At 70.3% G+C, this 21,085-nt stretch carries 17 protein-coding genes; 8 read left to right on the top strand and 9 right to left on the bottom strand.

The features are described 5' to 3' along the window. Positions 1–56: 56 nt before the first annotated feature. Together IM767_RS13170 and IM767_RS13165 are read right to left on the bottom strand one after the other, a co-directional pair. Positions 57–983 (bottom strand): 4-(cytidine 5'-diphospho)-2-C-methyl-D-erythritol kinase, encoded by a 927-nt coding sequence (locus IM767_RS13170; RefSeq protein ID WP_109210846.1) that lies wholly within the window; start codon positions 981–983, stop codon positions 57–59. Beyond that, entirely contained in the window at positions 980–2,047 is a 1,068-nt protein-coding gene (locus IM767_RS13165; protein WP_109210845.1) for an aldo/keto reductase, read from the bottom strand. Before IM767_RS13165 ends, IM767_RS13170 begins: the two co-directional genes overlap by 4 nt. Positions 2,048–2,225: 178 nt before the next feature. Between IM767_RS13165 and IM767_RS13160 the strand changes: the two genes are divergently transcribed. Beyond that, positions 2,226–3,812, top strand: a complete 1,587-nt coding sequence (locus tag IM767_RS13160) for a stealth conserved region 3 domain-containing protein (RefSeq protein ID WP_109210954.1) — start codon at positions 2,226–2,228, stop codon at positions 3,810–3,812. Here IM767_RS13160 and IM767_RS13155 read toward each other — a convergent pair. Beyond that, positions 3,760–4,680: a phosphodiesterase gene (locus IM767_RS13155; RefSeq protein ID WP_109210844.1), complete on the bottom strand. Its 921-nt coding sequence runs from the start codon at positions 4,678–4,680 to the stop codon at positions 3,760–3,762. The two genes, IM767_RS13160 and IM767_RS13155, sit on opposite strands and share 53 nt — an antisense overlap. Positions 4,681–4,799: 119 nt before the next feature. Beyond that, entirely contained in the window at positions 4,800–5,660 is an 861-nt protein-coding gene (gene rsmA / locus IM767_RS13150; protein ID WP_109210843.1) for a 16S rRNA (adenine(1518)-N(6)/adenine(1519)-N(6))-dimethyltransferase RsmA, read from the bottom strand. Between the two features lie 87 nt (positions 5,661–5,747). Here rsmA and IM767_RS13145 point away from each other — a divergent pair, with 87 nt between their 5' ends. Both IM767_RS13145 and IM767_RS13140 read left to right on the top strand, forming a co-directional pair. After that, positions 5,748–7,211, top strand: a complete 1,464-nt coding sequence (locus tag IM767_RS13145) for a sugar porter family MFS transporter (RefSeq protein ID WP_109210842.1) — start codon at positions 5,748–5,750, stop codon at positions 7,209–7,211. Positions 7,212–7,278: 67 nt separating this feature from the next. Then, a complete protein-coding gene (locus tag IM767_RS13140; RefSeq protein ID WP_109210841.1) occupies positions 7,279–8,583 on the top strand; it encodes an MFS transporter in 1,305 nt (434 codons plus the stop codon). Between the two features lie 32 nt (positions 8,584–8,615). Here IM767_RS13140 and IM767_RS13135 read toward each other — a convergent pair whose 3' ends face one another. Then, entirely contained in the window at positions 8,616–9,839 is a 1,224-nt protein-coding gene (locus IM767_RS13135; protein ID WP_109210840.1) for an oxygenase MpaB family protein, read from the bottom strand. A gap of 156 nt (positions 9,840–9,995) precedes the next feature. Here IM767_RS13135 and IM767_RS13130 point away from each other — a divergent pair, with 156 nt between their 5' ends. After that, positions 9,996–10,634, top strand: a complete 639-nt coding sequence (locus tag IM767_RS13130) for a TetR/AcrR family transcriptional regulator (RefSeq protein WP_162564304.1) — start codon at positions 9,996–9,998, stop codon at positions 10,632–10,634. A 10-nt stretch (positions 10,635–10,644) separates the two neighbouring features. Here IM767_RS13130 and IM767_RS13125 read toward each other — a convergent pair whose 3' ends face one another. From IM767_RS13125 to IM767_RS13110, 4 genes are all read right to left on the bottom strand, one after another. Continuing rightward, positions 10,645–11,157, bottom strand: coding sequence for an NUDIX hydrolase (locus tag IM767_RS13125; protein WP_109210838.1), 513 nt, complete (start codon positions 11,155–11,157; stop codon positions 10,645–10,647). An 18-nt stretch (positions 11,158–11,175) separates the two neighbouring features. Then, positions 11,176–12,087: a TatD family hydrolase gene (locus IM767_RS13120; protein ID WP_109210837.1), complete on the bottom strand. Its 912-nt coding sequence runs from the start codon at positions 12,085–12,087 to the stop codon at positions 11,176–11,178. Between the two features lie 119 nt (positions 12,088–12,206). After that, positions 12,207–13,787 carry a methionine--tRNA ligase gene (gene metG / locus IM767_RS13115; RefSeq protein WP_109210836.1) on the bottom strand — a complete coding sequence of 527 codons (1,581 nt, stop codon included), beginning with the start codon at positions 13,785–13,787 and terminating at the stop codon, positions 12,207–12,209. Between the two features lie 93 nt (positions 13,788–13,880). Next, positions 13,881–14,897, bottom strand: a complete 1,017-nt coding sequence (locus IM767_RS13110; protein ID WP_109210835.1) for a LacI family DNA-binding transcriptional regulator — start codon at positions 14,895–14,897, stop codon at positions 13,881–13,883. Positions 14,898–15,101: 204 nt separating this feature from the next. Here IM767_RS13110 and IM767_RS13105 point away from each other — a divergent pair, with 204 nt between their 5' ends. The 4 genes from IM767_RS13105 (at position 15,102) to IM767_RS13090 (ending at position 21,075) form a co-directional block, all read left to right on the top strand. Further along, complete coding sequence (locus IM767_RS13105; protein WP_109210834.1) at positions 15,102–17,120, top strand: beta-galactosidase; 2,019 nt, start codon at positions 15,102–15,104, stop codon at positions 17,118–17,120. 39 nt (positions 17,121–17,159) lie between these two features. Continuing rightward, positions 17,160–18,392, top strand: coding sequence for a sugar ABC transporter substrate-binding protein (locus IM767_RS13100; protein ID WP_109210833.1), 1,233 nt, complete (start codon positions 17,160–17,162; stop codon positions 18,390–18,392). Positions 18,393–18,541: 149 nt separating this feature from the next. Then, positions 18,542–20,164, top strand: a complete 1,623-nt coding sequence (locus IM767_RS13095) for an ABC transporter permease subunit (RefSeq protein WP_109210832.1) — start codon at positions 18,542–18,544, stop codon at positions 20,162–20,164. Beyond that, positions 20,164–21,075 (top strand): sugar ABC transporter permease, encoded by a 912-nt coding sequence (locus tag IM767_RS13090; RefSeq protein ID WP_109210831.1) that lies wholly within the window; start codon positions 20,164–20,166, stop codon positions 21,073–21,075. Before IM767_RS13095 ends, IM767_RS13090 begins: the two co-directional genes overlap by 1 nt. Positions 21,076–21,085 lie beyond the last annotated feature (10 nt).

The following is a 21,085-nucleotide window of genomic DNA, read 5'->3' as shown; positions in this document are numbered from 1 at the left end:
CGACTTCCTCTCCGTGTCCGCGGGGGCGGACCTCGTGACGTTCTTCCGCGCCGGTGTCAGTTCACGACGCGTGCACCGGCCACCGGCCCGTGCACGTGGAGCGCCTGGTACCCGGCGGCGGACAGGGTGATCTGCAGCTCCAGGGCCGACTCGGGGTCGGCCGTCAGGAATGCCAGCGTAGGGCCGGACCCCGACACCAGCCCCGCCAGCGCCCCGGACTCCTCGCCCAGCTCCAGCACCTCGCGCAGCTCCGGGCGCAGCGACAGCGCCGCGATCTGCAGATCGTTGCGTGTGTGCTCGGCCAGCGCCACCGGGTCGCCCGCGCGCAGCGCCTGGAGCACGGTCGGCGCGACGGCCGGAACGCGGGCGCCGGTGGTGATGTCGGGGCGCGACCGGAGCTCGTCGAGGTGGCCGTACACCTCGGGGGTGGACAGCCCTGCATCCGACGGCACCACGACCCAGTCGAAGCGGCCCTTCGCGAGCGCGGGGCTCAGCTGGTCTCCCCGACCGGTCCCGACGGCGGTGCCTCCCATGAGCGCGAAGGGCACGTCGGCCCCGAGGCGGGCGGCCAGCTTGTGCAGCTCGGCGCTGCCGAGCTCGGCGCCCCACAGCGCGTCGCAGGCGACGAGGGCGGCCGCGGCATCCGCGGATCCTCCGCCCATGCCGCCTGCCACCGGGACGTGCTTGACGATGTCGAGGTGGACGCCGCCCGCGTGGCCGATGCGCTGAGCCACCAGCCGAGCCGCGCGCACCGCCAGGTTGCGGTCGTCGGCGGGGACGCCCGACACGTCGACCGTGCCCGAGACCGCAACCGTGAACTCGTCGGACGGCGAGGCCCACACGTCCTCGTACAGCGAGACCGCCTGGTACGCCGACGCGACGTCGTGGTAGCCGTCCGCGTGCACGCCGCCGACCTCGAAGAAGAGGTTGAGCTTGCCGGGCGCCCGCACCCGGACGCCGTCGGCGGCGAGAGCCTCGCTCACCGGTTCGCCGATTCCGCCCAGAGGTCCACGTCGATGCCGTCCGACAGCGCGTCGATGCGCTCCTGCTCCTCCGTCGTGAAGGCGGGCCCCTCGAGTGCCTTGAGGTTCTCGTCGAGCTGTGCCGGTCGCGAGGCCCCGATGAGGGCCGACGCGACCACCGGGTCGCGCAGCACCCACTGGATGGCCATCTGCGCGAGCGTCTGCCCGCGCTCCTTGGCGATGACGTCGAGCGAGCGCAGGGTCGACAGCCCCTTGTCGCTGAGAGGCCCCCTCGGCAGCGAGGCGCGCTGCTGGGCGCGGTCGGCGTCGCCGCCGCCCAGGTATTTGTCGGTGAGCAGGCCCTGCGCGAGCGGCGTGAACGCGATGGCGCCCATGCCCTCCTGCCGCAGCACGCCGGTCAGGCCGTCCTCGACCCACCGGTTGAGGATCGAGTAGGCCGGCTGGTGGATCACCAGCGGAGTGCCCAGCGAGCGGGCGACGGATGCCGCGACCGCCGTCCGCTCCGCGCTGTACGACGAGATCCCCACGTAGAGGGCCTTGCCTTGCCGCACCAGCGTGTCGAGGGCGCCGACCGTCTCTTCGACGGGCACATCAGGATCGACGCGGTGCGAGTAGAAGATGTCGACATAGTCGATGCCCATGCGCGTGAGCGACTGCTCGGCGCTGGAGATCAGGTACTTGCGGGAGCCGCCGTTGCCGTAGGGACCGTGCCACATGTCGTAGCCGGCCTTCGACGAGATGATGAGCTCGTCACGGTAGGGGGCGAAGTCCTCGCGCATCATGCGGCCGAAGTTGGTCTCGGCCGTGCCGTAGGGCGGGCCGTAGTTGTTCGCCAGGTCGAAGTGGGTGATGCCCCGGTCGAACGCGTGGCGCAGCAGCGCACGCTGGTTGTCGAAGGGGATGTTGTCGCCGAAGTTCCACCACAGGCCCAGCGACACGGGCGGAAGCGTCAGGCCCGACGTGCCGACGCGACGGTAGTCGGCGCCGGTGTAGCGGTCGGCGGCGGCGGTGTAGGGGCGGTGGAGATCTCCTCCACGGGACAGGTAGCGCGCGTCTTCGGTCACCGGTCCAGGCTAGCGACGTCGGGCCGCCCGCGCAGGTGCGCGCCGAGGGCACACGGGTGGATCCTGTGTCAAGGCCCTTCGCGCGAAACGCGGCCGTAACCGACGCTCGCTTATGGTGTCGAGACCGGCTCTGGACGCGTTCGGGCGCCGCCGGCCGCCGACCGAGAAGGAGGACCGCATGACCCTGCTGTCTGCGTTGCCGCATGCCGCCGATCCGTGGACCGTGCTCACCGAGCGGGCCGACGTGGTCGTGGACCGCGGCATCCTCCATCTCGTCCACGACGACGTCGCGCCTCACGACGCGCGGGAGGCCGATCTGCTGCTGACCGCGTCCGCGCTCGACGAGGCGGGCATCCAGACCCTGCTGATCCGGCACGACCGCACGATCCCCGCGCTCGTGGTGGACCTCCGCGACCGTGACGAGGCGATGAGCGCCCTGGCCGCCGTGTGCACGCGCGAGCCGCTGTACGTCAAGGCCAAGGGCCGCGGCCCGCTGCTGGCGTGCGACGCGCCGGCCGTCGCGGACGCGCCTTCCGTCCTGCGCCTGTACCGCCCGCGCATCACCAGCGCCGGCTCGCTGCGCTACGGTCCCGCAGTCGGCGTGCATCTGGAGTTCTGGCGCTTCGGGGACGACGTCGTCGAGGCACCGCGCGACAACGCGCTGACCCGCCGGCACACTCCTGCCGAGGACCTCGCCTACACCACCGTGGAACGGCACGGACGGATCTGGCGCACCATCGCCGGCATGTTCGACCCGCAGCCGCTCGAGATCACCGAAGACATCGACCTCGTCTTCTCGTGGGTCGACGGCTCATCCAGCGACTTCCGGCGGCAGCGGGCCGCCCAGCTGGCCGAGTACGTCGTCGGCGAGGGCGACGACGGCCCGGCCCGCTACCGCCACGTCGACGAGCTGCGCTACGCCCTGCGCAGCGTGCACATGTACGCCCCGTGGGTGCGACGCATCTTCATCGCTACCGACTCGCCGGCGCCCTCCTGGCTGCTGGACCACCCGAAGGTCACGATCGTCCGCAGTGAGGAGTTCTTCGCCGACCCCTCGGTGCTCCCGACCCACAACTCGCACGCGGTCGAGGCGCAGCTGCACCGCATCCCGGGCCTGGCCGAGCATTTCCTCTACTCGAACGACGACATGTTCTTCGGGCGCCCGGTCGAGCCGGAGATGTTCTTCACACCGGGCGGCGTCACGAAGTTCGTCGAATGCGAGGTGCGCATCGGCGCCGGAGAGCCCGCCCTCCAGCGCAGCGGTCACGACAACGGCCTGCGGGTCAACCGTGCGCTGCTGAAGGAACGGTTCGGGCGGACGATCGTCCGCGACCTCGAGCACTGTGCCGCACCGCTGCGCAAGAGCGTCATGGCCGAGCTCGAGGAGACCTTCCCCGAGGACTTCGCCCGGACCGCGGCATCCCGGTTCCGCTCCGCCACCGACATCTCGGTGACCAACAGCCTCTACCACTACTACGCGCTGCTGACCGGCCGCGCGATCGCCACGCGAGCACCCCGCGTGCGCTACGCGCAGACGACGCTGGCCAAGGGCCTGCGGCTCATGGAGCGTCTCGCCGAGCGCTGCGACGCGGACATGTTCTGCCTCAACGACGGCGGTGAGCTGGAGGTCCCCGAGGAGATCCGCGTGCGCTCGATCGGCAGCGTGCTGGAGCGCATGTTCCCGGTGCGCCCGCCGTGGGAGCGCGACGAGCTCAGCGCAGCACGGGAATCGGCTCGGTCGGCGCATCCCTCCGCGCGGCGGTGAGAGGCGCGACACCGGCGTCGAGCAGGCGCCGGCGAGCCTCGTCGGCATCGATGTGCTCGAGCGTGAGCGGCGCCGCGACGGGCACCACCGAGTGCACCACGGTGTCGTCGTACACGTGGACGAGATTGAAGGCCTGAGCGCCGTCCTGCGGGCGGGTTCCGCCGACGGGGACGGTGAGGTCCTGCGCGTAGCAGGTCGATGACGCGACCGACACCGGGATGCCGGCGAACGTCGCGAAGGTCGAGTAGTGCAGGTGACCGGCGATGATGGCGCGCACGTCGCTGCCACGCAGCACCGCGGCCAGCCGGCTCTGGTCGCGCAGCTCGACGCTGGCGGCCAGCGGCAGCACGCTCGGAACCGGCGGGTGGTGCATCGCGAGGACGGTGCCCAGCGGCGCGGGCGTCGCGAGCACCTCGGCGAGCCATGCCAGCTGCTCGTCGCGGACCTCGCCGTGGTGATGGCCCGGAACACTGGTGTCGAGCGTTATCACGCGGAGGCCGTCGAGCTCGTCCACCCGGTCGACCGGACGCGGATCGGATGCCTCGTCGAGCAGGTTCTCGCGGAAGGCACCGCGCTCGTCGTGGTTGCCCATCACCCACAGCACGCGGGCGCCGAGGCGATCGGCGACCGGCTCGACGATCGCGCGCAGGTCGGCGTAGGCGTCGGCTTCGCCGAGGTCGACGAGGTCGCCGGTGAAGACGACGGCGTCGGGCCGGATGCCGCTCGCCTCGATCGCGGCGAGCGCCTCGGTCAGGCGCGCGGCGCCGTCCAGGGCGTCGAAGAGGCGCGGCGTCGCGGCGGCGCGCAGGTGGGTGTCGCTGAGGTGCAGAAGGACGCGGTCGGGAGCCGGGTACTCGGCGGTGCGCATGGCAGGTTCACTCCGGTCCGCCGCGAGGCGATCTGCCTGTGTTACCGGACGACGAACGCTGAAATGTTACCGGCGTGTTTCGGGAGGTTCCCGACGACGCGGTGAAGATCCGCTGAATTTCAGCTTGCAGGTTGCGAAGAGGCGGCCTCGGCGATGCGCACGTAGTCGTCGATCGAGAGGTCCTCGCCGCGGGCGGTGGGTGCGACGCCCGCGCGCTCGAGGATGACGGATGCCGCACCCGCGCTGCCCCCGAGCACCTGCGAGAGCGCCTGCCGCAGCATCTTGCGCCGCTGCTGGAAGGCGGCGTCGATGATCGCGAACGTCCGGCGGCGCAGATCCTCGTCGCCGCGCGGCTCGGAGTCGCGATGGAACCCGACGAGCACGCTGTCGACGTTGGGCACCGGCCAGAACACCTGCCGCGACACGGTGCCCGCCAGTCGCCAGGGTCCGTACCACGCGGCCTTGACGCTCGGCGCCCCGTACACCTTCGACCCGGGCGGGGCCGCGAGGCGTTCCCCGACCTCTGCCTGCACCATGACGACGCCTCGATCGAGCCCGGGGAAGGTCTCGAGGAAGTGCAGCAGCACCGGCACGCTGACGTTGTAGGGCAGGTTCGCCACCAGCACCGTAGGCTCGCCCGGCAGCTCGGTGACGCGCAGCGCATCGGCGTCGACGACGGTCAGGGCGCCGTCCGGGACGCCGTGCGCGGCGGCGGTCGCAGGGAGCCGCTCGGCGAGGCGGTGGTCGATCTCGACGGCCGTGACGGATGCCCCGGCCTCGAGGATCGCCAGCGTGAGCGACCCCAGCCCCGGCCCCACCTCGACCACCCGATCGCCCGCGCGGACCTCGGCGACATGCACGATCTTGCGGACGGTGTTGGCGTCCACGACGAAGTTCTGCCCGAGCTTCTTGGTCGGGGTGACGTCGAGGTCGGCGGCGAGCGCGCGGATCTCGGCCGCACCGAGCAGTGTCACGGGCATGCGTTTCACTGTACGGCCTCATACCACGCGGGCGACGCGCCACGCATGCCCTCGCCCCGCGGTCGACCGCCCGATAGCGTGACGAGCATGCACTCGACCGGCTCGATCCCCGCAGACGCGTTCTCCCTCCGCAGTCCTTACGGGCGACGAGCGATCGGCCTGTCGGTCGCGGCGGCGGTGGGCGGCTTCCTCTTCGGCTTCGACTCCTCGGTCATCAACGGCGCGGTCGACTCGATCTCGCGGGACTTCGCGCTCAACGACGTCATCACCGGGTTCGTCGTGGCCATCGCCCTGCTCGGCTGTGCGGTCGGCGCGATCATCGCGGGCAATCTGTCGGACCGATGGGGCCGCCTGCGGGTGATGTTCCTCGGCGCCATCATGTTCTTCGTCTCGTCGATCGGCGCCGGCCTCGCGTTCTCGGCGTGGGATCTCGCGCTCTGGCGGGTGATCGGCGGGCTCGGCATCGGCATCGCATCGGTCGTCGCACCGGCGTACATCGCCGAGATCGCACCGCGTCAGATCCGCGGCGGGCTCGCCTCGCTGCAGCAGCTCGCGATCACGATCGGCATCTTCGCGGCGCTGCTGTCGGACGCGCTGCTTGCGAACTCCGCCGGCGGCGCCGACAACGTGCTGTGGTTCGGGCTCGAGGCGTGGCGCTGGATGTTCATCGTCGGCGCCGTGCCGGCCGCGGTCTACGGCATCCTCGCCTTCACCCTCCCCGAGTCGCCGCGCTACCTCATCGCGAAGGGACGCATCGACGAAGCCCGCCAGATCTTCGCCCGCCTGGTCCCGGCTGCCGACCTCGACCACACGATGCGCGACCTGCAGACGGCGATCGAGACCGATCGCAAGAACGCCGGCGTCTCCCTCCGCGGCCCCGTGCTCGGGCTGCAGCGCATCGTCTGGGTGGGAATCATCCTCTCTGTGTTCCAGCAGTTCGTCGGCATCAACGTGATCTTCTACTACTCGACCAGCCTCTGGCAGTCGGTCGGATTCGACGAGAGCGACTCCTTCACGATCAGCGTCGTGACCTCGATCACGAACGTCCTGGTCACCCTGATCGCGATCTTCCTCGTGGACCGCGTCGGCCGGAAGCCGATCCTGCTGACCGGCTCCGTGCTGATGACGCTGTCGCTCGGCCTCATGGCCATCTCGTTCTTGTTCTCCGAGACCGACAGCGCCGGCGAGGTCGTGCTCCCCGCGCCGTGGGGTCCGATCGCCCTCATCGCCGCGAACGTGTTCGTGATCGGCTTCGGCGCCTCGTGGGGCCCCCTGGTCTGGGTGCTCCTGGGCGAGATCTTCCCGAGCCGCATCCGCGGCAAGGCGCTGGGGGTCGCTGCCGGGGCGCAGTGGATCGCGAACTTCCTCATCACGATCTCGTTCCCCGTCATGTCGACGTGGTCGCTCCCCCTGACCTACGGGATGTACGCGCTGTTCGCGGCGCTGTCTTTCATCTACGTGGCCTGGCGCGTGCCCGAGACCAAGGGCATGGACATCGAGCAGACCGAGACGCTCTTCACCCACCGTGGCGGGGCGCCCGCCGGGAAGTGACGGGCGCTGCGGGCGCGGCATCCGTCGTCCGTCATGGCGGCCCCGCTGCCGCCTCTAGGATGGCGGGATGCCTTCGCTCGGCGACCTGATCGCACCACGCCGCCTGGGCACCGATTTCCGGTGGCTGCTCGCGTCGTCGTGGACGAGCAACCTCGGCGACGGCATCGCGCTGGCCGCCGCGCCGCTGCTGATCGCGTCGCTCACCTCCTCGCCGATCCTCGTCGCCGCCGGCGCCATGATGCAGTTCCTGCCGTGGCTGCTGTTCGGCCTGCTGGCGGGTGCGGTCGCCGACCACCACGACCGACGCCGGCTGGTGATGCTCGCCAACGGGCTGCGTGCGGTGATCGTGCTGATCCTCGTGGCGTTCCTGGTCACCGGGCAGGCGACCGTGTGGCTCGTGCTGGCGACGGCGTTCCTGTACGGCACGGCGGAGGTCTTCGCCGACTCGGCGGGCAGCACCCTGCTCCCGATGCTGGTCAAGCCCGCCGATCTCGGAATCGGCAACGCGCGCATGCAGGCCGGCTACCTCGTCGCGAACCAGCTGGCCGGGCCCCCGCTGGGCGCCTTCCTGTTCGCGGTCGGCTGGTTCTGGCCGTTCGTGCTGCAGGTGCTGTGCGTGTCGCTCGCGGTGCTGCTCATCTCGCGCATCGCGCGGACACCCGTTCCGCAGCATCCCGAGTCAGAGCGCGGCACGAAGGCGCACGCGATCCGCGAGGGCCTGCGATGGCTGCGCCACAACGCGCCCGTGCGCACCCTCGTCATCATCATCCTGGTCTTCAACGTGACGTGGGCCGCGCCGTGGGGCGTGCTCGTCCTCTACGCCACCGAGCATCTCGGCATGGGGCCCGTCGGCTACGGGGCGCTCACGACCGCGTCGGCGATCGGCGGCATCATCGCGGTCTTCAGCTTCGGCTGGCTCGAGCGGCACGTCTCGTTCTCGACGCTGATGCGCGTGTGCCTGTCGCTCGAGGTGCTCATGCACCTGTGCTTCGCCCTCACGACGTCGCCCGCGGTGGCTTTCGTCATCATGTTCGGCTTCGGCCTGTATGCGTTCGTGTGGGGCACGATCTCGACGACCGTGCGTCAGCGCCTCGTCCCGATGGAGCTCCAGGGCCGCATCGCGTCGGTCAACATGGTCGGCGTCTTCGGCGGGCTGGTGATCGGGCAGTTCATCGGCGGGCTGCTCGCGCAGCTGTTCGGGCTCACCGCCCCCTGGTGGTTCGCGTTCGCCGGCTCGGCGGTGACCCTCGCCCTGGTGTGGCGCTCGATCTCGCACATCGCCGCTGCCAAGCCCGTGCTCGACGCAGCGGACGCCGACGAGGTCTCCGGCGAGGAGGAGCCCGGCGCCGGCGGCCTTCCGCTGCGCGACTGAGCACGGGCTCGGCAGCACCGGCCCGACGTCGCTCAGTGCTCGTAATCGGGATTGTTCCCGGTGGGGATGTCGATGTTGATCTGCTGGAACGGGTTCAGATAGAACAGCGCGAACAGACGGATGAGCTCCTCGAACGCCGAGTAGATCGTGGGTGCCAGCGGGATCGGCAGGCCGGCCTCGCGGATCCTGACGAAGATCGGCCACGCCTCCTCGACCGTCTTCTCGAGGATCGGACGCCGGGTGAGCTCGAGCATGTCGGTGACCGTGTCGCCGAGCATGTAGCGCGTGACGGCTTCGAAGATCGGCTGGGTGACGAGCGTGAAGTCGATGTACTCGCCGAGGTTCACCAGCATGTCGGCGAGCTTCACGCCCTCATCGGTGCGGGCGAGAAGGGGGACGAGCACCTGCTGGCGCTGCTGCTCCGCCTGCTCCCAGCTGACGGGGATGTACTCGTCGTCGACGCCGAGCATCGACGCGGTCACCTGCCACAGGTGCAGATAGGCGTCGCGCTCGTCGGAGGGGATGCGCACTCCCCATTCGTCGAGCTTCTGCATCACCGACGACGCCAGGCTGTGCCACGTCACGAGGATGTCGTACTGGCTGATGGGGATCTGCTCGTCTGCCGACGCCCTCCAATGCGATGACTGCGGGAGCAGGTGGCGCACGGCCGAGTGGGTGAGGCGCGTCTTCACGCAGGTGACGATCATCTTCCCGTCGGGGCGGTACGCGTGGTACGCGCCGATGTCGTAGCCGAGCTTCGCCGTCTTGGCGATGCGATCGCGGATGTCGGCGCCGCCCTTCGACCAGTAGACGGCCCGTGCCTCACGCGGGATCGCGGCGCTCATCATGCCGCTGTTCATTCCGTACAGCACACCGAGATAAAGTCCGCGCTTGGTGGCGAACCGGTAGGCGATGTCGAGTTTGCGCAGGTCGGCCCACGACGGCAGCGTGCGCGCCATGTCGACGATGCCCTGGACGTCGGCGGGCAGGCCAGAGGGGACGCGCTGTCCGTTGTACACCCAGGGCTTGAGCGTGGCGTTGACGGCAGGGACGCCGCCCCGGTCGAGCAGCGAGGCGATGACCGGATCAACCTGGTCGTCCCAGACGAAACGGGGATCACGCACGGAATCCGTCGCGGCGATGGAGCCGAGTGAGTTCCATGTCCAGGCGTGGACGGGCGAGACGACGTTCAGGGCACCCATGGCCCCGATCGCACCGCCGGCGAGCAGGAGCTTCCGTCTGCTGATGTCTGCCATATCGAACTCCTTCGTCCGTGTTCCATGGGGGGTCGCGCTTGTGAATCGCGATTCACTTCGGATGGTAGAGGCTTATTGCCAGGGTGACAACAAGCAATCGCAACCATGCTGCGGGCACTCGCCGGAGCCGCGCACGGACTGAGGCAGGATGGCTCCATGGACTCCCCGCGTCGCCGTCTGCCGCCCGACGAACGGCGCGAGGCGATCGTCGCGGCCGCGAGCACCGTCTTCGCGACGCGGCCGTACGAGCACGTGACGGCGAGCGAGCTGGCCGCCGCGTGCGGAGTCAGCCGGGGGCTCCTCAGCCACTATTTCCCCACGCGACGACAGCTCCACGTCGCCGTCCTGGCGCGACTTCTCGGCGAGCCCCGCTTCGATGGGCCGTCCTTCCCCGAGACCGCGTCGCTCGAGGAGCGGATCGCGATCGGCGTCACGGGCTGGGTCGGCATGGCCGCACGGGGGCGGGAGACGTGGCTGACGGCATCCCGTTACCTCGGCTCGACGCTCGAGGACGACCTCGCGCGCATCGTCGACGAGTACATCGACGCGATGGCCGACCAGATCTGCGAGATCGTCGGGCTCCACGATGTGCGCGACCACCCCGTCGTCCGGTCCGCGCTCCACGGGTACTCCGCCTACGCCACGTCCCTGACCCGCAGGTGGCTGATCGTCGACGACATCACGCGGGCCCAGCTCGAGGCTCTGCTGCGCGGCACCCTCGTCACGCTCGTCCGTACCGCGATCCCCGACGCACTGGCGGTGCCGGAAGGACGCACCGGCACCGGGCGGGCGTGAGGCGTGCCGACTACCGGCTCACGAGCTCGGTCAGCAGGGCGCCGAGCGCCTCGAGCCGCGGGGTCCAGGGGCCGGCCATCTCGCCGTCCGCGCCGCGACGCAGAGCCTCGGCGAGAGGCACCCACGCGCTCTCGCACACCTCGGCGGGGTCGAGCGCCAGCACGGGATCCCCGGGGACGTGGACGACATAGACGTCGAACAGCGCCGTGCGCTCGGTGAGGCGCCCGACGAGCTTCAGCTGCGACGTCCCCACCTGCACGCCCGTCTCCTCGCGCAGCTCGCGCACCGCCGCCTGCGCGCTCGTCTCGCCGGTCAGGGCGCTCCCGGCCGGGAACTCCCAGGTGAGCCCCCAGTCCTTCGCCTCCGCGCGCCGCGTCATGAGTACCAGGCCGTCCTCGCGCACGACGCACACGGACGCCACGATGTGGAACAGGCCGGCGGGGAAGTCCGGGTCGCCCCGGCGATGGGTGCGCCCGAGGGAGGTGCCGGCGGCATCCGTCAGGTCCCACAGCTCGTCGTCCACCGCCGCCTCCGCGCCTGCTCAGTCCTCGAAGGAGCCGTATACCTCGAGCGTGTTCGCCGCGATCTGCGCCGACAGCTCGTCGACGTCGACGCCGAGCTCGGCGGCCATGAACCGCACCGTCACCGGGATCAGGTACGGCGCGTTCGGCCGGCCGCGGTGCGGCGTCGGTGTCAGGAACGGGGCATCCGTCTCGACCAGGATCCGCTCGCGCGGGATCACCGCGAGCGCATCGCGAAGGTTCTGCGCGTTCTTGAACGTGATGTTGCCGGCGAACGACAACCAGTAGCCGCGCTCGCCCGCGATGCGGGCCATGTCGGCGTCGCCCGAGAAGCAGTGGAACACGGTGCGATCCGGCGCGCCGACGCGCTCGAGCGTCTGGAGCACCGCCTCGTGCGCGTCGCGGTCGTGGATCTGCATCGCGACGCCGTGCTTCTTGGCCAGGGCGATGTGCGCCTCGAAGCTCTCGAACTGCGCCGGCCGCCCGCCGTCGTCGGTGCGGAAGAAGTCCAGGCCCGTCTCGCCGATCGCGCGCACCCGCGGCTGCGCGGCGAGCTCGTCGATCACGCCGATCGCCTCGTCGAGCCTGCCCGCCTCGGCGTACGCGGGCGCCTCGTTCGGGTGGATGGCGACCGCCGCGAGGATGCGGGGATGGGATGCCGCGGCCCACGCCGACCACCGGCTCGACTCGATGTCGCCACCTGCCTGCACGACGCCGACCACGCCGACCTCGCCCGCGCGCTCGAGCTGATCGTCGAGCGACAGGCCGACGCCGTCCTCGATCTCGAGGTGGGCATGGTTGTCGTACACCGGCACCGCCAGGGGCTCGGGCGCGTCGGGGTATGAGACGTCGCGCGAGCCCTTCTCGCGCGTGCGCACGTACTGCGACGGGTCGGCGGTCGCATCGGGGTACGGCACTCTCGGCTCACTCATGCGTGTCCCGCTTTCGCTCATGCGTGTCCCACTTTCGGCCCGAAAAGGGGTCGCGGAGCCGCGGAAACTGGGACATGGAGGCGGGAGAACGGGACACGGAAGCTCCGGTGACGCGCTGATCAGACCGACTGCTCGACGCGCGGGAACAGCGGCGCGAGGCCGTTCACCGAGGTGCCGGGCGTGAGCGCACCCCATGCGCCCGCCTCGCGGAGGGGCTGGTCGTGCAGCCGCCCGATCGACTCGGCCGCGCCGAGCGCGATCCACAGCTTCTCGGTCGAGACCGGCATCACCGGCGACAGCAGCACCGCGAGGGCGCGCAGTCCCTCGGCCGCCGTGTACAGCACGGTGCCCAGGCGCTCGCGCTGCGTCTCGTCCTTGGCCAGCGCCCACGGCTCGTTCTCGGTGATGTAGAGGTTCAGCGCATCGACGATGGTCCAGATCGACGAGATCGCCTCATCGATGCGGAACCGCTCGATCGCGGCGTCCGCGGCGGTCGCGGCATCCGCCACCGTCTTCTGGATGTGCAGGTCGGCCTCGGTGTAGGCGCCGGCGGGCGGCACGATCCCCTCGAAGTAGCGCTCGATCATCGCCGTCGTACGCGAGGCGAGATTGCCGAACCCATTGGCGAGCTCGGCCTGGTAGCGGGCCGAGAGGTCCTCCCACGAGAACGAGCCGTCCTGGCCGAACGCGATCGCCGACAGGAAGTAGAACCGGTACGCGTCCGAGCCGAAGACGTCGGTGATCTCGGTCGGCGCGATGCCGGTGAGCTTCGACTTCGACATCTTCTCGCCGCCCACGAGCAGCCAGCCGTGCGCGAAGACGCCGCGCGGCACCTCGAGGCCGGCGGCCATCAGCATCGCGGGCCAGATGACGGCATGGAAGCGCAGGATGTCCTTGCCGACGATGTGGTACGCCGGCCAGCGGCGGGCGAACCCCTCGGGGTCCTCGCCGTAGCCGATGGCGGTGGCGTAGTTCAGGAGCGCGTCGACCCACACGTAGATGACGTGAGACTCCTCCCACGGCAGCGGGATGCCCCAGTCGAACGCCGAGCGCGAGATCGACAGGTCTTTGAGGCCGTTCTTGACGAACGAGACGACCTCGTTGCGCGCCGACTCGGGGCGCACGAAGTCAGGCACGGTCGAGTAGAGCTCGAGCAGCTTGTCCTGGAACTCGCTGAGCTTGAAGAAGTAGTTCTTCTCCTGGAGGAGCTCCAGCGGCTTGGAGTGGATCGCGCAGACCTTGAGGCCCTCGAAGGCACCCGTGCCGTCGACGATCTCGGACTCGGGCTTGAACTCCTCGCAGCCCACGCAGTACAGCGCCTCGTACTCGCCGGCGTAGATGTAGCCGCGATCGAAGATGGCCTGCACGAACTGCTGCACGCGCTCCTCGTGGCGCTGCTGGGTCGTGCGGATGAAGTCGTCGTTGGCGACGTCCAACGTCTCCAGCAGCGGGAACCACGCCTCGGTGACGAGCTTGTCGACCCACTCCTGGGGCGTGACCCCGTTCGCCGAGGCCGCGCGCATCATCTTCTGGCCGTGCTCGTCGGTGCCCGTGAGCATCCAGGTGTCGTCGCCCGCCTGGCGGTGCCAGCGCGCGAGCGTGTCGACCGCCACGGTGGTGTAGCCGTGGCCGATGTGGGGCACGTCGCTCGGATAGTAGATCGGCGTCGTGATGTAGAAGGACGAGGGGCCGGAAGTCACCCGACGAGTCTAGTCAGCGCGGATGCCGCCACCGCCGCTGTGACCGGACGCCCCCGTCCGCACGCCTCGGAGGGGCTGGACGTAACACTCGGCTCACGCGCTGTCGCGCACGACGAGGGTCGTGGGGAGGGTGAGCGGCTCGGGCCGGCCACCGTCGATCACGTCGAGCAGCAGCGACACCATCCCGTCGCTGATCCGCTCCCACGGCTGCCGCATGGTCGTCAGCGCCGGCTCGTGCGTGGCCGCCAGGCCGGAGTCGTCGAAGCCGGCCACCGCGATGTCTTCGGGCACCCGCAGGCCCGCCTTGCGGAGGGTCGCCACGGCTCCGGCTGCCATCAGGTCGCTCGCGGCGAAGACGGCGTCGATGTCGCGCGTGCGCTCGAGCAGCCTGGCCATCGCGACGGCGCCCGACTCCTGGCTGTAGTCGCCCTCCTCGACGAGCGCGGGGTCGAACTCGTCGCCCATCTCCTCTTCGAAGCCGACGAGGCGGAACTTGCCGCCCGGCGTGTCGTGAGGGCCGGCGATCATGGCGATGCGCCGGTGGCCGCGTCCGCGCAGGTAGCGGGTCATCTCGCGGGCCGACCCGATCTCATCGACCGAGACCGTCGGCACCTGGGACTCATGACCGAGCGGGATGCCGCAGCACACGGTGGGGACCCCCGCCTCGAGCAGCTCGTCCACGAGCGGATCGGCCTCGTGCGATGAGATGAGCAGCACGCCGTCGACATGGCCCGCGCTGACGAAGTGGGCGACGTTCGCGCGCTCCGCTGGCGTGCCGGCGACCAGGAGCACCAGTGTCATCGACCGCTGCGCGAGCGCCTCGGCGGCCCCGCGCAGCAGGAGCGCGAAGGTCGGGTCCTGGAAGAGGAGGTGCTGCGGCTCGGTCAGCAGGAACGCGAGCGAGCCCGACCGCCCGGTGGCGAGGCTGCGCGCAGCGTGGTTCGCCGTGTACCCGGTGCGCCGGATCGCCTCCTCGACAGCCACCCGCGCGTCCGGCGACACCCAATGGCCCCCGTTGATGACGCGCGACACGGTGCCGCGCGAGACGCCGGCAGCCGCGGCCACGTCGCGGATCGTGGGCTTGCGCCGCACCGATGTCGTCTCCTCCACGACCAGCGACTCTACTCCCGCCGGACGCGGTGCGACGCGCCGACACGGCCAAGGCTGTGACCGGTCACAGTTGGGTAACGGTTCCGAGCGGACCCGTGCCCGACGACGTCCGCTCGGGTAGAACTGTGACCGGTCACAGTCATCACGACGCCGGCCACCGCCCCACCCGCAGGATCGCACCTGCCCCCGACCCGATGGAGTGTTATGAGCTCGCCCGACCGCTGGCCCGAGATCAGGGGGATCGCCTACGGCGGCGACTACACCCCCGAGCAGTGGCCGAGAGAGGTGTGGCGCGAAGACGTCGCCCTCATGCGCGAGGCCGGGGTCAACCTCGTCAGCGTCGGCATCTTCGCGTGGGCACTCATCGAGACCAGCGAGGGCGTCTTCGACTTCGCGTGGCTCGACGAGCTCCTCGACCTGCTGCACGAGAACGGCATCTCGGCCGATCTCGGCACGCCGACCGCCTCTCCCCCGGCCTGGTTCTTCGCGAACCACCCCGACGCCCGCGTGGTCTCGCGCGACGGCGTCACGATGGGCTTCGGCGCGCGCGGCATGGCCTCGCATGCGTCGCCCGCCTACCGCGAGGCGATCGTGCGCATCGCGTCGGCACTGGCGGAGCGCTACGGCTCGCATCCGGCCGTCGTCATGTGGCACGTCCACAACGAGTACGGTGTGCCCGTCGGCGAGGACTACTCCGAGCAGTCCGTGCGCGCCTTCCGCGACTGGCTGCGTGAGAAGTACGGCACGCTGGACGCCCTCAACGCCGCGTGGGGCACCACGTTCTGGGGCCAGCGCTACGGCGAATGGGAGCACGTCGGTGCGCCGGCGGCCGCACCGTCGGTCGTGAACCCGGCGCAGCGCCTCGACTTCGCGCGCTTCACCGATCACCAGCTGCGCGCGTGCTTCATCGCCGAGCGCGACGCGATCCGCGCCCACGCATCGCAGCCGATCACGACGAACTTCATGGCCAACCAGAGCTGGACGACCGATATGTGGGCGTGGGCCCGCGAAGTCGACATCGTCTCGGACGACCACTACCTGTGGGCAGCCGACCCCGAGGGCGAGATCGGCCTGGCGATCGCCGCCGACCTGTCGCGCTCGGTCGGCGGCGGCAAGCCCTGGATCCTCATGGAGCACTCGACCTCCGCGGTCAACTGGCAGCCGCGCAACGTCGCCAAGCGGCCCGGCGAGATGGCCCGCAACTCGCTCACGCACCTCGCGCGCGGCGCGGATGCGATCCTCTTCTTCCAGTGGCGCGCGTCACGCTCGGGCGCCGAGAAGTTCCACTCCGCGATGATCCCCCACGCCGGCACGACCTCGCGCGTGTGGCGCGAGGTCGTCGAGCTGGGCGACGCCCTCGGGCGCCTCGACGAGGTGCGCGGCTCACGGGTGGCGGCCGAGGTCGCGATCCTGTGGGACTTCGAGTCGTTCTGGGCGCAGGACCTCGAGTGGCGCCCGTCGGTGGACGTGTCACATGCCGGGCAGATCCGCTCCTTCTACGAGCGGCTGTGGCGCGACGGCATCACGGTGGACTTCGCCCTCCCGGGCCAGGACCTCTCCGCCTACAAGCTCGTGGTGGCCCCCGCGCAGTACCTGCTGAGCACCGCCGACGCGGCGAACCTCACCCGGTACGTCGACGCCGGCGGCACGCTCGTCGTGTCGTTCTTCTCCGCCGTCGTCGACGAGAACGACGCCGTGCACGAGGGCGGTTTCGTCGCTCCGCTGCGCGACGCGCTCGGTCTCGTGGTCGAGGAGTTTTTGCCCCTGCGCGAAGGCGCCCGGCACGCGGTTCGGTGGGAGGGGGAGGCATCCGTCACCCTCCTGGCCGACGCGTGGCAGGAGGACGTCGTCCTCGCGGGCGCCGAGGTCAAGGGCACCTACGTCGACGGACCCGGCGCCGGCAAGGCGGCCGTCACCCGTCACGCGCACGGCGCCGGGCACGGCTGGTACATCAGCACGCGATTGGATGCCGCGGCCCTGCGCACCGTCATGTCGGAGGTGTACGCCGACGCGGGCATCTCGCCCTCGGAGCGTCCGGAAGGGCTCGAGGTCGTGGTGCGCCGCGGCGGCGCGGCGGACTACTCCGTCGTGATCAACCATCGCGACGACGACGTGCCGCTGGTCGCCATCGGCACGGAGCTCCTCACCGGCAGACCCGTCGAGGGTGAGCTCGTCGTGCCGGCCGGAGGCGTGGCCGTCGTCCGGACGCCGCGCACCTCCTGACCCGAATCCCCCACACCACCCACCATCGAAAGGGAAACCATGCGAAAGCAGATCGCATTCGGAGCGCTGGCGCTCACGGCAGCGGTCGTCCTCGCCGGCTGCGCCGGCGGCGGCTCGTCCGACAACGGCGACAGCGATGCCGAGGGCAGCGACGCCACGCTCGTCATCTGGACCGACGAGGAGCGCGAGCAGGCCATCGCCGACGCGGCGGCCGCGTTCGAGGAGGAGACCGGCGCGACCGTCGAGCTCGTCCAGAAGAACTTCGAGGACCTCCGCAACGACTTCATCGCGCAGGTGCCGACCGGGGAGGGCCCCGACATCACCGTCGGCGCGCACGACTGGCTCGGTGCCCTCGTGGCCGCGGGCGTCGTGGACACGATCGACCTCGGCGACAAGGCGTCGGAGTTCGAGCCGGTCGCCCTCGAGGCGATGACCTACGACGGCCAGCTCTACGCCCTGCCCTATTCGCTCGAGACCATCGCGCTGGTGCAGAACGCCGATCTGGTCGGCGCCGAGGCCCCGGCCACGTGGGACGAGATGATCCAGAAGGGCCTGGCGTCCGGCGCCGAGCGCCCGTTCGTCATCAACACCGCCGGCGAGACCGGAGACGGCTACACGATGTACGGCTTCCAGACGTCGTTCGGCGCCCCGGTGTTCGTGCAGGACGCGTCGGGCTCGTACACGACCGAGGTCGGCATGGGCGGCGCTCCCGGAGAGGCGTTCGCGACGTGGCTGGGCGCCAACGGCACGAACGGCACCGGCTACATCTCCACCACCGTCGACTACGACATCAACAACGAGCTGTTCAACTCCGGCAAGGCGCCGTACACGATCCAGGGCCCGTGGGCGATCAGCGCCTACCCGGATGTCGCGAACATCGCGGTGAACCCCATCCCCAGCGCGGGCGGCGAGACGGCGGCGCCGTTCGTGGGCGTGCAGGGCTTCTACCTCAGCTCGCAGTCGAAGAACGCGCTGCTCGCGCAGGAGTTCCTGGTGAACTACGTCGGCACCGAGGAGGCGCAGCGCGCGCTCTACGAGGCCGACCCGCGCATCCCGGCGTGGTCGACCCTGGCCACCGAGGTCGCGTCCGACCCGATCATCGCGGGCTTCCTCGCGTCGGCGCAGAACGGCGTGCCGATGCCGAGCATCCCCGAGATGGGCTCGGTGTGGGACCTGTGGAACGCCGCGCAGTCGCAGATCATCAGCGGCGCCGACCCCGTGTCGACGTGGAACACGATGGTCCAGGACGTCCAGGCCGCGGTCGGCGGCTGACCCCGACAGCCGGCTGACGCCGGCCGCCGGCCGGCCCGACGGCCGGCGAAGACTCCGGGAGGCGGGTGAGTGCCTCTCCCCGCCTCCCGGACCCCATTTCCCTCGAACCCTCGGCTCCGCATCCGGAGTCCCGTGACAGGAGCAGTCGCATGACGGTGGACGCACCCACCACACCGCAGGCGCCGGCGCAGACGCCCCCGCGCGAGTCGCACGCGCGCCGCTGGCGGGGACCCGGCTGGGGGTTCCTCGCGAAGCTCGGGCTGATGGCGCTCGTCAACGCGTTCGGAGTCATGACGCTCCTGAGCGCCTTCCGAGCCGAGTCGTGGATCGTGTTCTCGGCGACGCTCGTCCTGCTGGTCGCCGCCGACATCGTCTACTTCACCAAGCGCGCACTGCCTCTGAAGTACCTGCTGCCCGGGCTGGTGTTCCTGCTCGTGTTCCAGGTCTTCATCTTCGGCTATACGGCCTACATCGCCTTCACGAACTACGGCACCGGCCACGCGGGGACCCAGGAGCAGGCGGTCGAGGCCGCCCTCATCCAGGGCGAGCGGCGGGTCGAGGACTCCCCGACGTATCCCCTCTCGGTGGTCGAGCGCGTGGGCGAGCTCGGCTTCGCGATCGTCGACGAGAACGGCGACGTGCTCGTCGGCTCTGCCGAGCAGCCGCTGGAAGAGGCCCGTGACGCCGAGGTCGGCAGCGGCGGCGCGCCGTCCGAGGTGCCGGGCTGGGAAGTCGTTCCGCGCACCACCGTGATCACCGACGCCGCGCTGCAGGAGCAGATCGCGAGCCTGCGGGTCCCGGTGTCCGAAGACCCCAACGACGGCTCGATCCGCACGCGCGACGGATCATCGGGCGCCGTCTACGAGTCGACGCTCGTGTGGGATGCCGACGCACAGACCATCACCGACACCACGATCGGCACGGTCTACACCGCGGACCACGACAGCGGCTCGTTCGTCGCCGAGGACGGTTCGACCCTCCCCGCCGGCTGGTACGTCACCGTCGGCTTCGACAACTTCCTGCGACTGTTCACCGACCCCGCCCTGGCCCAGGTGCTGCTGTCCGTCACGGTCTGGACCTTCGTCTTCGCGACGCTCTCGGTCGTCCTGCCGTTCGCGCTCGGTCTGCTGCTGGCGCTCATCTACAACGACGCGCGCCTGAAGGGGCGCCGGTTCCTGCGGACGCTGTACATCCTCCCCTACGCCTTCCCGGCGTTCATGTCGGCCCTGCTGTTCCGCGGCATGTTCAACGCCGAGTTCGGCGTGATCAACGACCTCTTCTTCTTCGGCGCGAACATCAACTGGCTCGGCGACCCGTGGCTCGCGCGCGCGGCCGTCGTGTGGGTGAACCTCTGGCTCACCTACCCCTACTACTTCCTGGTGTGCACCGGCGCCCTGCAGGCCCTTCCGCAGGACACCCTCGAGGCGGCATCGCTCGACGGCGCCGGACGATCCCGCCAGCTGCGCTCGATCATCCTGCCGCTCGTGCTGGTGGCGACGGCGCCCCTGCTGATCTCGTCGTTCGCGTTCAGCTTCAACAACTTCACCGTCATCTACATGTTCAACAACGGCGGCCCCGCCATCCCGGGCGCCCCGTACGCGCTCGGCGCCACCGACATCCTGATCTCCGCCATCTACGACATCTCCGGGGTCTCGGGGGGTGCGGCCGACTACGGCCTGGCCAGCGCCCTGTCGATCCTCGTGTTCGCCGTCGTCGGGGGCATCTCAGCGATCGCGTTCCGCCAGACCCGCAAGCTCGAGGAGTTCCAGTGATGTCCACCGCCACCGATGTCGCCGCACCCTCGACCACCCGCCGGGCCGACGACCGCCGCGCCGCCCGCCGCCGGCGCTGGCTGCTCGAGGTCGGCTGGAAGTATCTCCTCGCCGTCGTGGTCATCTTCTACGCACTGTTCCCGCTCATCTACGTGCTGTCGGCGTCGCTGAACCCCAACGGCACCCTGGCGGCCTCCAACGCCCTCTTCAGCGTGATCGACCTCTCCAACTACGCCGCACTCGCCGAGACGCGGTTCTGGACATGGGCGGGAAACACGCTCCTCGTCGGCGGCGTGAGCTCGGTGGGCGCCGTGCTCATGGGTGCGGCCGCGGCCTACGCGTTCTCGAGGTTCCGCTTCTCGGGGCGCCGCGCGGGCCTCACCGGCCTGCTCATCATCCAGATGTTCCCCCAGGCCCTCGCGTTCGTCGCGATCTTCCTCATGCTGCTGACGCTGGGCGAGGTGGTCCCCGCGCTCGGACTCAACTCCAAGATCGCGCTCATCTGCGTGTACCTCGGCGGCGCGCTCGGCGTGAACACCTTCTTGATGTACGGCTTCTTCAACACGGTGCCGATCGAGATCGACGAATCCGCCAAGATCGACGGCGCCTCCCACGCGCAGATCTTCTGGCGCCTCATCATGCCGCTGGTCACGCCGATCCTCGCGGTGGTCGCGCTTCTCGCCTTCATCGCCGCGTTCGGCGACTACATCATCGCCAAGATCGTCCTCGTCTCGGAGGAGAACTGGACCCTCGCCGTCGGCATGTACCAGTGGGTGTCGAACCAGCTCGCCTCCAACTGGGGCCTGTTCGCCGCGGGCGCCGTGATCGCGGCGATCCCCGTGCTCGTCCTGTTCCTGTCGCTGCAGCGCTACATCGTCGGCGGCCTCACCGCGGGGTCCGTCAAGGGCTGACGCCCGGCGG

The sequence above is a fragment of the Microbacterium ureisolvens genome (genome assembly GCF_015278315.1).
GTDB classification, from domain to species: domain Bacteria; phylum Actinomycetota; class Actinomycetes; order Actinomycetales; family Microbacteriaceae; genus Microbacterium; species Microbacterium ureisolvens.
The sequence above is the reverse complement of the archived record's forward strand: the minus strand, read 5'-3'. Positions and strand labels throughout refer to the sequence as shown.